The sequence below is a fragment of the Streptomyces sp. NPDC096176 genome, assembly GCF_044763255.1.
Lineage (GTDB): Bacteria > Actinomycetota > Actinomycetes > Streptomycetales > Streptomycetaceae > Streptomyces.
Genome location: NZ_JBIWFV010000008.1, coordinates 401,977 through 416,032, shown reverse-complemented (window position 1 = coordinate 416,032; position 14,056 = coordinate 401,977). Strand labels below are relative to the sequence as shown.

General features: G+C 71.3%; 14 protein-coding genes. 9 read left to right on the top strand and 5 right to left on the bottom strand.

Annotated elements, in window-relative coordinates; genetic code table 11:
* The first annotated feature begins 335 nt into the window (after window positions 1–335).
* Both ACIQ7Q_RS24285 and idi read left to right on the top strand, forming a co-directional pair.
* A complete protein-coding gene (locus tag ACIQ7Q_RS24285) occupies window positions 336–1,583 on the top strand; it encodes a GNAT family N-acetyltransferase (RefSeq protein ID WP_403865807.1) in 1,248 nt (415 codons plus the stop codon).
* Between the two features lie 167 nt (window positions 1,584–1,750).
* A complete protein-coding gene (idi, locus tag ACIQ7Q_RS24280) occupies window positions 1,751–2,344 on the top strand; it encodes an isopentenyl-diphosphate Delta-isomerase (protein WP_403865804.1) in 594 nt (197 codons plus the stop codon).
* Window positions 2,345–2,398: 54 nt separating this feature from the next.
* Here the strand turns inward: idi and ACIQ7Q_RS24275 are convergent, their stop codons facing one another.
* Window positions 2,399–2,875 (bottom strand): ATP-binding protein, encoded by a 477-nt coding sequence (locus ACIQ7Q_RS24275; RefSeq protein WP_403865801.1) that lies wholly within the window; start codon window positions 2,873–2,875, stop codon window positions 2,399–2,401.
* A 221-nt stretch (window positions 2,876–3,096) separates the two neighbouring features.
* Window positions 3,097–3,228 (bottom strand): hypothetical protein, encoded by a 132-nt coding sequence (locus ACIQ7Q_RS24270; RefSeq protein WP_403865799.1) that lies wholly within the window; start codon window positions 3,226–3,228, stop codon window positions 3,097–3,099.
* Between ACIQ7Q_RS24270 and ACIQ7Q_RS24265 the strand changes: the two genes are divergently transcribed.
* Window positions 3,227–4,003, top strand: coding sequence for an enoyl-CoA hydratase/isomerase family protein (locus ACIQ7Q_RS24265; RefSeq protein WP_403865796.1), 777 nt, complete (start codon window positions 3,227–3,229; stop codon window positions 4,001–4,003). The two genes, ACIQ7Q_RS24270 and ACIQ7Q_RS24265, sit on opposite strands and share 2 nt — an antisense overlap.
* A gap of 6 nt (window positions 4,004–4,009) precedes the next feature.
* Here ACIQ7Q_RS24265 and ACIQ7Q_RS24260 read toward each other — a convergent pair whose 3' ends face one another.
* On the bottom strand, window positions 4,010–4,645 hold the full coding sequence (locus ACIQ7Q_RS24260; RefSeq protein WP_403865793.1) for a DJ-1/PfpI family protein: 636 nt from the start codon (window positions 4,643–4,645) through the stop codon (window positions 4,010–4,012).
* Between the two features lie 78 nt (window positions 4,646–4,723).
* On the bottom strand, window positions 4,724–5,692 hold the full coding sequence (locus ACIQ7Q_RS24255; protein WP_403865790.1) for a GlxA family transcriptional regulator: 969 nt from the start codon (window positions 5,690–5,692) through the stop codon (window positions 4,724–4,726).
* 124 nt (window positions 5,693–5,816) lie between these two features.
* Between ACIQ7Q_RS24255 and ACIQ7Q_RS24250 the strand changes: the two genes are divergently transcribed.
* The 6 genes from ACIQ7Q_RS24250 to ACIQ7Q_RS24225 all read left to right on the top strand — a co-directional run bounded on the left by ACIQ7Q_RS24250 (window position 5,817) and on the right by ACIQ7Q_RS24225 (window position 12,176).
* Window positions 5,817–6,680: a hypothetical protein gene (locus ACIQ7Q_RS24250; protein WP_403865787.1), complete on the top strand. Its 864-nt coding sequence runs from the start codon at window positions 5,817–5,819 to the stop codon at window positions 6,678–6,680.
* A gap of 106 nt (window positions 6,681–6,786) precedes the next feature.
* Complete coding sequence (locus ACIQ7Q_RS24245) at window positions 6,787–6,918, top strand: LPFR motif small protein (protein WP_403865784.1); 132 nt, start codon at window positions 6,787–6,789, stop codon at window positions 6,916–6,918.
* A 124-nt stretch (window positions 6,919–7,042) separates the two neighbouring features.
* Window positions 7,043–9,430 (top strand): Tex family protein, encoded by a 2,388-nt coding sequence (locus tag ACIQ7Q_RS24240; protein WP_403865781.1) that lies wholly within the window; start codon window positions 7,043–7,045, stop codon window positions 9,428–9,430.
* A gap of 251 nt (window positions 9,431–9,681) precedes the next feature.
* Window positions 9,682–10,170 carry a hypothetical protein gene (locus ACIQ7Q_RS24235; protein WP_403865778.1) on the top strand — a complete coding sequence of 163 codons (489 nt, stop codon included), beginning with the start codon at window positions 9,682–9,684 and terminating at the stop codon, window positions 10,168–10,170.
* Window positions 10,160–11,308, top strand: coding sequence for an MAB_1171c family putative transporter (locus ACIQ7Q_RS24230; RefSeq protein ID WP_403865775.1), 1,149 nt, complete (start codon window positions 10,160–10,162; stop codon window positions 11,306–11,308). Before ACIQ7Q_RS24235 ends, ACIQ7Q_RS24230 begins: the two co-directional genes overlap by 11 nt.
* 94 nt (window positions 11,309–11,402) lie before the next feature.
* The gene (locus tag ACIQ7Q_RS24225; protein WP_403865772.1) at window positions 11,403–12,176 is read left to right on the top strand and encodes an SDR family NAD(P)-dependent oxidoreductase; all 774 of its coding nucleotides are present in this window, start codon (window positions 11,403–11,405) and stop codon (window positions 12,174–12,176) included.
* A 36-nt stretch (window positions 12,177–12,212) separates the two neighbouring features.
* On the opposite strand, the gene ACIQ7Q_RS24220 is transcribed toward ACIQ7Q_RS24225, so the two are convergent.
* Window positions 12,213–13,850: an ABC-F family ATP-binding cassette domain-containing protein gene (locus tag ACIQ7Q_RS24220; protein ID WP_403865769.1), complete on the bottom strand. Its 1,638-nt coding sequence runs from the start codon at window positions 13,848–13,850 to the stop codon at window positions 12,213–12,215.
* Window positions 13,851–14,056 lie beyond the last annotated feature (206 nt).

Genomic DNA, 14,056 nt, shown 5'->3' with positions numbered 1-14,056 from the left:
AGACGTCAGACATCTCGATCAACAGCCCGGGGGCCTCGCTCGTTGCGCTTCACGGCCATCACCCGATCGGTGGCCAACTCGAAGAAGCTCACTGACCGACAGCCCCCTTGGCCACCGGCGCCAAGCGACATCGTGGCTGCTAGGGTTTTGCAGGGATGTCGAAGTCCCTATGCCCTTGAGAGGAGCTGAGGTTGATGACCGTCGCAGTGGAGGCTGCCCCGAGCAGCGCCCGGTCCTTCCTCATCCTCCGGGCTTCCGTCCGACCCTGATCCGGTCCGGTCCCACCGACCCGACCGCGCACGTCGGCCGGAGCCCCGAACACAAGGGTTCGTACGTTGTCCGACAACGCATTGCACCACGCTTTCTTCGCCCTGCACCACGGTCTTCCCCGGCAGGGTCCTGGTTCCGACGACACCTCGCTGCGGCTTCTCGCCCTGGCGGGGCCGCTGCCCACGCGTCCGCGGGTACTCGACCTGGGCTGCGGACCGGGCCGCTCCGCCCTGCTGCTGGCCTCGCGGGCCGCCGCCGACGTCACGGCGGTCGATCTGCACGAGCCGTTCCTCGAGGAGCTGCGGCACAGCGCCGCGGCCCGCGGGCTCGGTGACGCGGTCCGTACAGTCAACGCCGACATGGGCGAACTCCCCTTCCCCGACAGCTCGTTCGACGTCGTCTGGGCGGAGAGCTCCGCCTACAGCATCGGATTCGACACCGCCCTCGCCAAGTGGCGGCGGCTGCTCGCTCCCGGCGGCAGCCTGGTCCTGACCGAGTGCGAGTGGACTGCCGAGGACCCCTCGCCCGACGCGCGCGCCTTCTGGGACCAGCACTGCGCGCTGCGTACGACCGCGGCGAACTGCTCGGCGGCCGTCGCGGCCGGCTACACCGTTCTCGGCCTGTACCGCCAGCCCGAGAGCGACTGGGACGAGTACTACGGTCCGCTGGGCGAGCGTGCCGATGCCGCGGACCCCGCAACCCCCGGCATGGCGGAGATGCTTGCCGCCACCCGCGAGGAGATCGCCATGCGGCGGGAGCACAGCTCGGAGTTCGGCTACACCGGTTACGTCCTGCGTCCGGCCGACGCGCGCCGGCGCACCCGGCCGGAGGCGGCGGCCGACATCCCGGCCGTCCGGGCCGTCAACGCCGCCGCGTTCCCCACCCCGGAGGAGTCCGCTCTTGTGGACCGGCTCCGGCTCGACGGCGAGGCGTGGCTGCCGGGGCTGTCGTACGTCGCGGAGGCGGCGGACGGGTCGGTGGCCGCGTACGCGTTGCTGACGCGGTGCCGGATCGGCGACGCACCCGCGCTGGCTCTGGCCCCGGTCGCGGTCTCCCCCGGGCACCAGCGCCGGGGCGCGGGCCAGGCGGTCGTCCGTGCGGTGCTCGACGCCGCGCGAGCGCGGGGCGAGGCGCCGGTCGTCGTCCTCGGGCATCCGGAGTACTACCCGAGGTTCGGGTTCGAGGTCGCTTCGACCTACGGGATCCGGACGTCTTTCGAGGTACCGGACGAGGCTCTGATGGTGCTGACGCTTGACGGTTCCCGGGCGGTGCCGCAGGGCACGGTCCGCTATCCGGCGGCCTTCGGCGTCTGACGGATCCGTCAACCGTGTCCGCTCCGCCGCGTTCCGACGCGGCGGAGCGGACATGCCAGGCTCCGGCCGAAGTGCGGACAAGCCGCTTTTGTACGGCAGACTGAGCGGGGCCCAGGGTCCTTCCTCCGGAAGGACGGCCGGGCCGAGGACCGATGCGAAGGACGGTTATGCCGATCACACCAGCCACCGCGGCGACCAGTTCGTCGAACGGAACATCACCAGAGATCCTGCTCGAGCTGGTCGACGAGGAGGGCAACACCATCGGCACGGCCGAGAAGCTCTCCGCCCACCAGGCGCCGGGACAACTGCACCGCGCCTTCTCGGTGTTCCTCTTCGACGAGCAGGGGCGGCTGCTGCTGCAGCGCCGGGCGCTCGGCAAGTACCATTCCCCCGGTGTCTGGTCGAACACCTGCTGCGGACATCCGTACCCGGGAGAGGCCCCGTTCGCGGCTGCCGCCCGTCGTACGCACGAGGAGCTGGGGGTCTCGCCCTCGCTGCTCGCCGAGGCCGGCACGGTCCGCTACAACCACCCGGACCCGGAGTCGGGGCTGGTCGAGCAGGAGTACAACCATCTCTTCGTCGGGATGGTGCAGTCCCCGCTGCGACCGGACCCCGAGGAGATCGGCGAGACGGCCTTCGTGACCCCCGACGAACTGGCGAAGCTGCACCGCGAGGCGCCGTTCTCCGCGTGGTTCATGACGGTGCTGGACGCCGCCCGGCCCGCGGTCAGGGAGCTGACGGGACCGGCCGGCGGCTGGTAGCACGGGACCGGTCGGCGGCCGGTCCCACGTTCTGCGGCGGCGCGGCTGCGGCGCCTATACGGTCGTCGCGCCGCCGACGAACTGGGCGAGGAGCGGCAGCTCGGCCCAGATGATTTTGCCGCCGCTCGCCGTGTGCTCCACGTCGCAGTTCCCGCCGGCCTCCCGGGTGATCTCACGGACCAGCAGAAGCCCACGGCCGCCGGTCTGCGCGGAGTCGGTCTCCAGCGCCTTGGGCCGGTAGGGGTGGTTGTCCTCCACGGAGACACGCACCCAGTGCGTGCCGATGGCCACCTCGACCGCGACCTCCGGCGAGAGCAGCGCGGCGTGCCGCACCGCGTTGGTGACCAGCTCGGAGACGATCAGCAGCAGACCCTGCACGACGTCGTCGGCGACGGGCACGCCCTGGCGGGCGAGCAGGTCGCGCACCGCGTGCCTGGCCTGCGGGACGGACACGTCGAGAGCGGGGGCGGTGAACCGCCAGACACCCTCGTACGACAGCGGCCGCGCAGGCACGCTCCCGCGGCTCTCCATAGTCCGGCACCCACCTTCAGCTCGTCCCACTGACGTTGGAGTAACAAGTGTTGGTAGTCAGTAGGTCCGTGCCGTACCACTGAACGGAAGTGAGTGTCTATCGACGCCTTTTGACCGGATGCGTATGACAGGGTCAGTTGTGTGACTGCTCGGAAGCCCCTTCTGCCCGCTTCTCCGGACCGATCGTTTCAGCACTCTTATCAGCCCCCTTATCGGCACTCCTACCGGCGTCTTTCATCGGCTTCTTCCCCCTGTGCGGTGACCGTGCCGACGGCCTGCCGCCCGACGGCGCCGACCACGACGGGGCCCTTCTTGATCTTGAGTTCGGGCCTGCCCGATAGCATCCGGCCCATGGAGTTCCCCGAGCCCCGCCGGCCGCAGCTGCTGCACACCGTCGCGGACGGTGTCGCCACCGTCGTGATCAGCAACCCCGCCAAGCGCAACGCCATGACCGCCGACATGTGGCGCGCGCTGCCGGAGCTGCTCGAGGAGCAGGCCGCCGACCCCGCCGTACGGGCACTGGTGCTGACCGGTGAGGGCGAGACCTTCTGCGCGGGCGCGGACATCTCCTCGCTGCGTGCACCGGGCGAGGACCCGCAGACCCTGGCTGTGCGCGCGGAGGAGGCGCTCGCCGCGTTCCCCAAACCGACACTCGCCGTCGTGCGCGGCTACTGCGTGGGCGGCGGCTGCCAGCTCGCCGCCGCCTGCGATCTGCGCTTCGCGGAGAACGACACGCTGTTCGGCGTGACACCGGCGAAGCTCGGGATCGTCTATCCGGCGGTCTCTACGCGTCGACTGGCCTCGCTGGTGGGGCCGGCGGCGGCCAAGTACCTGCTGTACTCGGGCGAGTTGATCGACGCGGAGCGCGCACTGCGCACCGGTCTGGTCGACGAGGTGCTGCCCGAGGGCAAGCTGGGCCGACGGGCCGCGGAGTTCACCCGGATCCTGGTGTCGCGCTCGCAGTTGACGCAGTGCGCGGCCAAGGAGTTCACCGCGGGCCGCACCGACCGTGACGCGTACTGGGCGGAGCAGACGCGGGGAAGCGGCGACACGGCCGAGGGTGTCGCCGCCTTCCTGGAGCGGCGTACGCCGCGCTTCACATGGACACCGGGGACCACCGGAGCCTGAGCGGGCCTACTGGAGGAAGAAGCGGCTCTCGGCCCGGAACTTCTCGACCAGGTGGGCCGGCGCCTTGGCGGGCGAGCCCGCGTCGTAGGGCGGCTGCGGGTCGTACTCCGTCATCAGCTGCACGGCTTGGGCGTGCTCCTCGCCGACCAGCCTGCCGAGCAGGGTGAGCCCCATGTCGATGCCGGACGAGACGCCGGCCGCCGTCACGTACTTGCCGTCGGTCACGACACGGCGGCCGGTAGGCTTCGCGCCCAGCCGCTCCAGGTGCTCGAGGGCGAGCCAGTGCGACGTCGCCTCGCGCCCCTCCAGCAGTCCGGCCGCGCCCAGCAGCAACGAGCCGGTGCACACCGACGTGGTCCAGGTGCTGGTCGCGTCCACGGACCGGAGCCACCCGAGCAGCGCCTCGTTCTCCATCTGGTCGCTCTGGCCGGGGCCGCCGGGCACGAGAACGATGTCGGGGCGGGGTACTTCGTCGAAGGCTTTGCCCGCGACGAGGGAGAGCTCGTCACGGTCGTTGCGCACGGGTCCGGGCCTCTCGGCGACGAACACGACCTCCGCGTCGGGCAGGCGGCAGAGCATTTCGTACGGGCCGACGGCGTCCAGGGACGTGAAGCGGTCGAAGAGCAGGATGGCGATCTGCATGGGTGGTTCCCTCCTGTGGCTGATTGGTTCTGTAGCTGATCGGTTCTGTAGCTGGTCGGTTCTGTAGCTGGTCGCTGGTCAGCGAGCGGTCTGCGCGGTACCGCGGAAGCGGCGGCGGTACTCCGCGGGCGCCACCCCGAGAGCCTTCACGAACGCGCGCCGCATGGCTTCGCTGGTGCCGTAGCCGCAGGCCCGCGAGATCTTCGTGACGCCGTCCGGGGTGTCCTCCAGGAGCCTTCTGGCGTGCTCGAGGCGTACGCGCTCGACATAGCGGCCCGGCGTCGTACCCGTCTCCGTATGGAAGGCACGGGCGAAGTGGCGGGGCGAGAGACCGGCGCGATCCGCGAGCGCGTCGACGGACAGGTCTGCCTCCGGGTGCTGGGTGACCCAGTGCTGCACCTCGCGCAGCGGTTCCCGGGACGCGGTCTGGGCGGCGAGCTGGGCGCTGAACTGGGCCTGGTTGCCGGGGCGCCGCAGGAAGACGACCAGGTGGCGGGCGACGGTGAGCGCGACGTCACGGCCCAGGTCCTCCTCGACCAGGGCGAGCGCCAGGTCGATGCCCGCGGTGACGCCGGCGGAGGTCGAGAGCCGGCCGTCCCTGACGAAGATCGGTTCCGTTTGGACGTCGACCTCCGGATAGTTGGCGGCAAGGTGCTCGCAGACCATCCAGTGGGTGGTGGCGCGGTGGCCGTCGAGCAGTCCCGCCCGGGCCAGCAACAGGGCGCCGGTGCAGACGGAGACCAGGCGTCCGGCGCGAGGTGCGTTGTCGCGCAGCCAGTCGATCAGACCGGGATCGGGGAGGCGGGTGCCCTCGCCGCCGGGGACGAGGAGCGTGTCCGGGGCCGGTGCGTCGGCAAGGCTGCCGTCCGGCACCACGGTGAGGCCGCTGGAGGTCCGCACCGGTGTGCCGTCGAGCGAGGCGGTACGGATGCGGTACGCGGCCCGGTCGCCGCTCGCCCGCCCGGCACCGTCGAACACTTCGACCGGCCCGGTCACGTCGAGGGCCTGCACCTCGTCGAAGAGGACGACCAGCACGGTTTGTGTCATGGCACCATCCTTGGCGGGACCAGAGCATGGCCGCAATGACAAGAACCCCACCTTTCCTGCCATCGGCCACCCCAGCCCCGCCCTGCTCTTCCGACCGTACTAAGCAGTCGCTAACCTGCCCGTCATGACCTCTCTGCACCCGCGCGCGGGACGCCGCTGCCACAACGCCCTCAACCCGCTGCACTCGACGGTCTACTTCTCGCCGGACTTCACCGAGGAGCTGGGCCGCCTCGGCATCGAGGACGCGAGCGCGGCGTACTTCGCTGGACGCGGCGCCGCACTGGGCGCTGTGGGACCGGGCACGGTGACCGCCGCCTTCTACAACTTCAACCACGAGCTGGTCGCCAAGCACCTGCCGGCGGTTTGGGAGACCGCGTCCCCCGAGGCCGTGCTCGCGGCGCGGCTGCGTGCCGCCGACACCACTCTGAGGCGGCTGCTCGGCGACGACGTGATCGCGTCCCCGGACCTGGCGGAGGCGGCGGAGCTCGCCCTGCGCGCGGCCGAGGCGTGCACCCGGCACGCCCGGCCGTTGTACGCGGCCCACGCGGACCTGCCCGTGCCGGCGGAACCGCACCTCGCCTACTGGCACGCGACGACGCTGCTTCGCGAGCACCGCGGGGACGGGCATCTGGCGGCCCTGCTGGCGTCCGGCCTCGACCCGCTCGAGGCGCTGGTGAGCCACACCGCGACGGGCAAGGGTATGGCGCCCCGCTGGATCCTCGCCACGCGTGGCTGGGGCCGGGCCGACTGGGAGGCGGCGCAGGAGCGGCTGCGGGGGCGCGGACTGCTCGACGCGGATGGCGAGTTGACGGAGGCGGGCACCGCGCTGCGGAGCGAGCTCGAGGACCTCACGGACCGCCTGGACCGCGCGCCGTACGAGCACTTGGGCGCGGAGGGCGTCGAACGGCTCACCGAGCTGGGGCGCGGCTTCCTGATGACGGCGGCGGTCGCCGGCGCGTTCCCTGCGGACCTGATCGGCAAGGACTGACGCTCAGGGCCTCTCGTTCGGATCAGGCCGGGTGCACGGCGACGTTTGGCGGCGGGTGACGGCGGTTACCCGACCCATTCCAAGCACCCGAACCTGGAGGTCAATTGTGCTCCGCTCCATAGCTGACGCGCTTCGTATGATCGGCTCGGCGATCGCCACCGTGGTGACGCTTCCCTTCCGGCTGCTGGCCCGGCTCTTCGGTGGCGCCTCGCGCAGTGGCCGCACCCGTCGCGCCTGAGACGCGCGAGTGGCCGCACCCGTCGCGTCGAGGCGCGCGGCTGGAGGCACGCGACACGGCACCCGGCCACCCGGCACAATGCACTCTCAAGCACAGCGAGCACGAGAAGGCGAGTCGGGAAACCGTGACGACGTCCATCGAAGGCAGGATCGCCGAGGAGCTCGGCGTACGGGAGCGGCAGGTGAAGGCGGCCGTCGAGCTGCTCGACGGCGGGTCCACCGTGCCGTTCATCGCTCGCTACCGCAAGGAAGCGACCGAGATGCTCGACGACGCGCAGCTGCGCACGCTCGAGGAGCGGCTGCGTTACCTCCGGGAGCTGGAGGACCGGCGGACGGCGATCCTGGAGTCCGTGCGGGAGCAGGGCAAGCTCACCGACGCGCTCGAGGCGCAGATGCGGGCCGCCGACACCAAGGCGCGGCTCGAGGACATCTACCTGCCGTTCAAGCCCAAGCGGCGCACCAAGGCGCAGATCGCGCGCGAGGCGGGTCTCGAGCCGCTGGCCGAGGGCCTGTTGAGCGACCCGTCGGTCGAGCCGCTCGCGGCCGCTGCGGCATTCGTCGACGCGGAGAAGGGCGTCGCGGACGCGGCCGCGGCTCTGGACGGCGCGCGGGCAATCCTGGCGGAGCGTTTCTCCGAGGACGCCGACCTCATCGGCGAACTGCGCGAGCGGATGTGGACGCGCGGCAGGCTCGCGGCGAAGGTCCGTGACGGCAAGGAGGAGGCGGGCGCGAAGTTCGCCGACTACTTCGACTTCTCCGAGGGCTTCACGGAGCTGCCCTCGCACCGGGTCCTCGCGATGTTCCGGGGCGAGAAGGAAGAGGTCCTCGACCTGGCGCTCGAGCCCGAGGAGCCGGTCGAGGGCCCTTCGTCGTACGAGGGGATCATCGCCTCCCGCTTCGGTGTGGCCCAGCAGGGGCGGCCCGGTGACAAGTGGCTCGGCGACACCGTCCGCTGGGCGTGGCGCACCCGGATCCTGGTTCACCTCGGCATCGACCTGCGCCTGCGGCTGCGTACGGCGGCGGAGGACGAGGCGGTACGGGTCTTCGCGGCGAACCTGCGGGACCTGCTGCTGGCCGCCCCGGCCGGGACGCGCGCCACGCTCGGTCTCGACCCCGGCTTCCGTACCGGAGTGAAGGTCGCGGTCGTCGACGCGACCGGCAAGGTCGTCGCGACCGACACGATCTATCCGCACGTGCCCGCGAACAAGTGGGACGAGTCGCTGGCCACGCTGGCCCGTCTCGCCAAGACGCACGCGGTCGACCTGGTCGCGATCGGCAACGGCACGGCCTCCCGTGAGACGGACAAGCTCGCCGGTGATCTCCTCACCCGGCACCCGGAGCTGGGCCTCACCAAGGTGATGGTCTCGGAGGCGGGCGCGTCCGTGTACTCGGCGTCGGCCTTCGCCTCGCAGGAGCTGCCCGGCCTGGACGTGTCGCTGCGCGGCGCGGTGTCGATCGCGCGCCGACTGCAGGACCCCCTCGCCGAGCTGGTGAAGATCGACCCCAAGTCGATCGGGGTCGGGCAGTACCAGCACGACCTGTCCGAGGTGAAGCTGTCCCGGTCGCTCGACGCTGTCGTCGAGGACTGTGTGAACGGTGTGGGTGTCGACGTCAACACGGCGTCCGCGCCGCTGCTTTCACGGGTCTCCGGCATCGGCGCGGGCCTGGCGGAGAACATCGTGGCGCACCGCGACTCCAACGGCCCGTTCCGGTCTCGCAAGGCCCTCAAGGACGTCGCCCGGCTCGGCCCGAAAGCGTACGAGCAGTGCGCCGGCTTCCTGCGCATCCGCGGCGGCGACGACCCGCTGGACGCCTCCAGCGTGCACCCGGAGACGTACCCGGTGGTGCGGCGGATGGTGAAGACGAGCGGTGGCGAGGTGGCCTCGCTCATCGGCAACACCTCGGTGCTGCGGTCACTGCGGCCGGCCGACTTCGTCGACGAGACCTTCGGTCTGCCGACCGTGACGGACATTCTGCGGGAGCTGGAGAAGCCGGGCCGCGACCCGCGGCCCGCGTTCAGGACGGCCACCTTCAAGGAGGGCGTGGAGAAGATCTCCGACCTGGTCTCCGGCATGGTTCTGGAGGGCGTCGTCACGAACGTCGCCGCGTTCGGGGCGTTCGTGGACGTCGGTGTCCACCAGGACGGTCTGGTTCATGTGTCCGCGATGTCCAAGACCTTCGTCAAGGACCCGCGTGACGTGGTCAAGCCGGGCGACGTGGTGAAGGTGAAGGTGCTCGACATCGACATTCCGCGCAAGCGGATCTCGCTGACGCTGCGGCTGGACGACGACGCGTCGGCGCAGTCGACGGACCAGGGAGCGCCCCGCCGCGAACGCGGCGGCCGTCCGCCGCAGCAGCGCCAGGGCGGCGGGCGCGAGCGCCGAGGCGGCTCGGGCGGGGGCGGGGCGACGCGGCAGGCCCCGGCCCGTCAGGCCCCCGCCCCCGCGAACAGCGCGATGGCGGACGCCCTGCGCAAGGCCGGTCTGCTGGACGGCGGCAAGGGCCGCGGCTGACGCAGCGGAACCGCACGAAAGGACCGGGGGGACGATGGCTTGATCGTCTGCCCCGGTCCTGTCGTGCCTTGCCAACTCCCCCGGCTGGTGGGTAGGGATGACGCAGGGCCCGCCCGCCGCTCCGGTGCGGGCCGCCGCCCGACACCGCTGAGGACCACCGTCCCAGACGCCGCTTGAAGGCTCAGGACACCATGACCACTTCCGTAACTGCCTATCGACGCTGCCCGAAAAGGGGTCCGAACGGGGAACACATGCCATACGGGCACGCCGCTCTGCGCAAACGCTGTGAGGCGATTCTCAGTCAACTGGAGCTGTCGAATCCTTTCTCCCTCGACGAGTTGTGCTCCCGAATAGCCGAGCAGCGGGGCCGCCCCGTGCGGCTGCACCCGCTGCCCGAGGAAGCCGCCCAGTCCGGTGTCTGCGGACTGTGGGTGGGCACCGAGAGCGTCGATCACGTCTTCTACGAGGCGCGCACATCGCGACCGCACCAGGAGCACATCGTCCTGCACGAGTTGGGGCACATCCTCTTCGGTCACAACTTCCTCGCAGGCGCGGAGAGCGGCGGCTATCCCACCGCCCTGGGACGTACCGACTACACGACCCGCGAAGAGCAGGAGGCCGAGATGCTGGCCAGCCTGATCCGTACGAAGGCGGGTGCGTTGCCCTTGGGCAGGGAGCCGGACGGCACCCTGGAGCGGCTCGGTTCCGCGCTGGGAGTGAGGTCGTCCGATGCGGGCTGACATCGTGCAGTTCGGCGACTGGCTCGCCGTACCCAGTGTGGTCCTCCTCTGGTTCGCCGTGCTGGTGCGGGCACGTTCGGCACTTCGCTCGCCGGAGCAGCGCGGCCTGTGGCTCGCGGTGGCAACGGCGGCGGCGGCGATGACGCTCAACCTTCCGTCGGTCGTCGCGTTCGCCGAGCGGGATGACGGGCTCGTCCACGTGGTCGGCCTGGTACGGAATCTGACGGGCGTTCTGTCCGCGGGCGCGGTCCTCTACTTCGTCTGCGGCACCACGAGCAGCCGCGGCCGGCAACGGGCGGCGGCGCTGGCGACGGCCGTGCCGCTGGGCGCCATGGTGGTGCTGGACCTCGTCGCACCGCGGCACGGACAGCACGGGATGCCGCCGGGCGGCGACCCGGTGCCCTCACTCGCCTACTGGCTGACGCTGATGGGCACCCATCTGCTGGCCAACACAGTCTGCGTGTATGTGTGCTGGCACTACAGCAGACGCGCGGAGAGCCCGGGGCTCGCCACGGGACTGCGGCTGTTCGGGCTCGGCACCGCCCTGGCGGGGCTGTTCTGGATCGGCTATCTGCTCAAAGCGCTGTGGGGCACGGCCTGGCAGATGCCGTATCTGCCGCTGCTGATGAACCTGCACGGAGTACTGCGGGCCGCGGCCATCCTGTTGCCCACCCTGGCCGTGCTGCGCAGAACGACGGCGGACATGTCGACCGCCTGGCGGCTGTGGCCGCTGTGGCGTGACCTGGTGCGGTCGATGCCGCACGTGGCCCTGCACGAGCCGCGCGCGACGCGGGCGGTGGAGCTGCTGTGGCCGCCGCTGCCGCGTGATCTGCTCGTCTACCGCAAGGTGATCGAGACACGGGACGCGATCTTGATGCTGGGCGACTATGTGCCGCCCGGGACGGACGAGCGGGCACGCGAACACCTCAGCCGCGGACGGCAGACGGAAGCCGCCGTACTCGCCTGTGTCATCAAGGAGGCCCGGCGCGCCAAGGCGGACGGGCTCGACCGGCAACCGCAGCCGTACAGCGCGCCGGCGATGGTCGGCAACGACCTCGACGACGAACGGCGGTTCCTCATCGACGTGGCCGACGCCTACCGGTCCTCCGCGACAGCCTCCTTCCGTCCGTCCCGCTGACCTGTCCCCCGCCGACTCGGGACTGCCTGCCCCGGGGGTTCGGCCCCTCGCAACGCAGCCCCGCAACGCACCGACTCATGAAAGCGATCACATCGTGACCACCGTTCTGATCACCGGCGCGAGTGCCGGACTGGGCGCTGCGTTCGCCCGCGGATTCGCCGCCAAGGGCTGCGACCTCGTCCTGGTCGCCCGCGACAAGGAACGCCTGGAGGCGGGGGCGGAGCAGATTCGCGCCCGGTACGCCGTCTCGACGGAGATCCTGCCCGCCGACCTGCTCGAACCGTCCGGAGTCCGAGCCGTCACCGCCCGGTTGTCCGATCCCGCCCGGCCCGTGGACATGCTCGTGAACAACGCGGGCTTCGGCCTGGCGGCGCCCTTCCCGTACAGCCCCGTCGAGGACGAGGAGCGGATGCTTGAGCTGCTGGTGAAGGTGCCGCTGCGACTCACGCACGCCGCGCTGCCCGGCATGCGGTCGCGGCGTCGCGGAGCGGTCGTCAACGTGTCGTCGGTGGCGGGCCTGCTGCCGGCCGGCACCTACGGCGCCGCCAAGGCGTGGGTGACGTCGTTCAGCGAGTCGCTGCGGGTTGACCTCGCCCCGTACGGGGTGAGGGTGCTGGCCGTCGTGCCCGGATTCACCCGCACCGAGTTCCAGGAGCGGGCCGGGATGGACGTGAGCGCGCTGCGCGACGCGGTGTGGCTCGACCCGGACGACGTGGTGGCACAGGCCCTCAGGGACCTGGCCAGGCGACGGCCGGTGAGTATCACGGGCTGGCGGTACAAGGCGTACGCACAGGCCGTGCGGCATCTGCCGCGGCACCTGGTCGCCTCGAAGCTGGCCCGCACCCGCAGGCCCCCGGCGGACCAGTGAGACGACCGGCGTCCGCGACGGCGCCCGCGGGCCGACTCAGCTCTCCGTGACCTTGCCGTCAGCGACCTCCACGCGCCGCGTCACCCGCACGGCGTCCAGCATCCGGCGGTCGTGCGTGACCAGCAGCAGCGTCCCGGTGTACGAGTCGAGCGCCGACTCCAGCTGTTCGATGGCGGCCAGGTCGAGGTGGTTGGTCGGCTCGTCCAGTACGAGCAGATTGACGCCGCGGCCCTGGAGGAGGGCGAGCGCGGCGCGGGTCCGCTCGCCCGGGGACAGGGTCGTCGCCGGGCGGAGCACATGGTCGGCCTTGAGCCCGAACTTGGCCAGCAACGTGCGCACTTCGGCCGGCTCGGTGTCGGGGACGGCCGCGCAGAAGGCGTCCAGCAGGGTCTCGGGGCCGTAGAACAGACCGCGGGCCTGGTCCACCTCTCCGACGACCACGCCGGAGCCGAGCGAGGCGTGCCCTTCGTCGAGCGTGAGCCTGCCGAGCAGGGCGGCCAGCAGCGTGGACTTCCCCGCTCCGTTGGCGCCGGTGATGGCCACGCGGTCCGCCCAGTCGATCTGGAGCGAGGCGGGACCGAAGCGGAAGCCGCCCCGCCTGACCTCCGCATCGCGGAGGGTGGCAACCACTGAACCGGAACGCGGGGCGGCGGCGATCTCCATCCGCAGCTCCCACTCCTTGCGGGGCTCGTCGACGGCGTCGAGCCGTTCGATCATGCGCTGGGTCTGGCGGGCCTTGGCAGCCTGCTTCTCGCTCGCCTCGCTGCGCATCTTGCGGCCGATCTTGTCGTTGTCGGTCGCCTTGCGGCGGGCGTTCTTGACGCCCTTGTCCATCCAGTTGCGCTGCATCTGGGCGCGGCCCTCGAGGGCCGCCCGCTTGTCGGCGTACTCGTCGTACTCCTCACGGGCGTGCCGGCGGGCGGTCTCGCGCTCTTCCAGATAGGCCTGGTACCCGCCGCCGTAGAGGGTGATCTGCTGCTGGGCGAGGTCGAGTTCTAGGACCTTGGTGACAGTGCGGGTGAGGAACTCGCGGTCGTGGCTGACGACGACCGTGCCGGCGCGCAGGCCCTGGACGAAGGTCTCGAGGCGCTCGAGGCCGTCCAGGTCGAGGTCGTTCGTCGGCTCGTCGAGCAGGAACACGTCGTAGCGGGACAGCAGGAGCGAGGCGAGACCGGCGCGGGCGGCCTGGCCGCCGGACAGGGACGTCATGGGCTGGTCGACGCCGACGGTCAGACCGAGGGAGCCGACGACCTCCTCCGCGCGCTCGTCGAGGTCCGCGCCGCCGAGGTCGAGCCAGCGCTCCAGGCTGACGGCATAGGCGTCGTCGGCTCCCGGGGCGCCCTCCACCAGACCCTGGGTGGCGGCGTCCATGGCGGTCTGCGCGGCGGCCACACCGGTGCGCCGGGCGAGGAAGTCGCGCACGCTCTCGCCCTCGCGCCGCTCGGGCTCCTGCGGGAGGTGGCCGACGGTGGCGGTCGGCGGGGAGAGCCTCAGCTCACCCTGCTCGGGCCGGTCGAGTCCGGCGAGCAGACGCAGCAGCGTGGACTTGCCGGCGCCGTTGACGCCGACGAGGCCGATCACGTCGCCGGGTGCGACGACAAGATCCAGGGCGGAGAAGAGCGAACGGTCGCCGTGGCCCGCGGCGAGATCCTTGGCGACGAGAGTTGCAGTCATCAGGGGGTGCATCCTAAATCAGCGGGGCGGCACCTGGATGACCAGCACCCCCCCATGGCTCATACCGCGACGAAGGATCGTCCCCGGGCATCCTCATGTCCAGCCGGATTCCACGGGTGCCCGGCTCTGTGTGTCCGGGGCCTCAGAGGCGACGAGCGGCAGGGCGGGCGGGGTCATGCCCCGCCCGCCCTGCCGGGTCTGCTGGT

What these genes read in the sequence shown, in the direction of transcription:
- ACIQ7Q_RS24260 (WP_403865793.1), bottom strand. Translation starts at nt 4,645, where the DNA reads ATGCAGATCGCCATCCTGCTCTTCGACCGCTTCACGTCCCTGGACGCC.
- ACIQ7Q_RS24270 (WP_403865799.1), bottom strand. Translation starts at nt 3,228, where the DNA reads ATGGGCCGGATGCTATCGGGCAGGCCCGAACTCAAGATCAAGAAGGGC.
- ACIQ7Q_RS24220 (WP_403865769.1), bottom strand. Translation starts at nt 13,850, where the DNA reads ATGACTGCAACTCTCGTCGCCAAGGATCTCGCCGCGGGCCACGGCGAC.
- ACIQ7Q_RS24235 (WP_403865778.1), top strand. Translation starts at nt 9,682, where the DNA reads ATGCCATACGGGCACGCCGCTCTGCGCAAACGCTGTGAGGCGATTCTC.
- ACIQ7Q_RS24255 (WP_403865790.1), bottom strand. Translation starts at nt 5,692, where the DNA reads ATGACACAAACCGTGCTGGTCGTCCTCTTCGACGAGGTGCAGGCCCTC.
- ACIQ7Q_RS24250 (WP_403865787.1), top strand. Translation starts at nt 5,817, where the DNA reads ATGACCTCTCTGCACCCGCGCGCGGGACGCCGCTGCCACAACGCCCTC.
- ACIQ7Q_RS24265 (WP_403865796.1), top strand. Translation starts at nt 3,227, where the DNA reads ATGGAGTTCCCCGAGCCCCGCCGGCCGCAGCTGCTGCACACCGTCGCG.
- idi (WP_403865804.1), top strand. Translation starts at nt 1,751, where the DNA reads ATGCCGATCACACCAGCCACCGCGGCGACCAGTTCGTCGAACGGAACA.
- ACIQ7Q_RS24230 (WP_403865775.1), top strand. Translation starts at nt 10,160, where the DNA reads ATGCGGGCTGACATCGTGCAGTTCGGCGACTGGCTCGCCGTACCCAGT.
- ACIQ7Q_RS24275 (WP_403865801.1), bottom strand. Translation starts at nt 2,875, where the DNA reads ATGGAGAGCCGCGGGAGCGTGCCTGCGCGGCCGCTGTCGTACGAGGGT.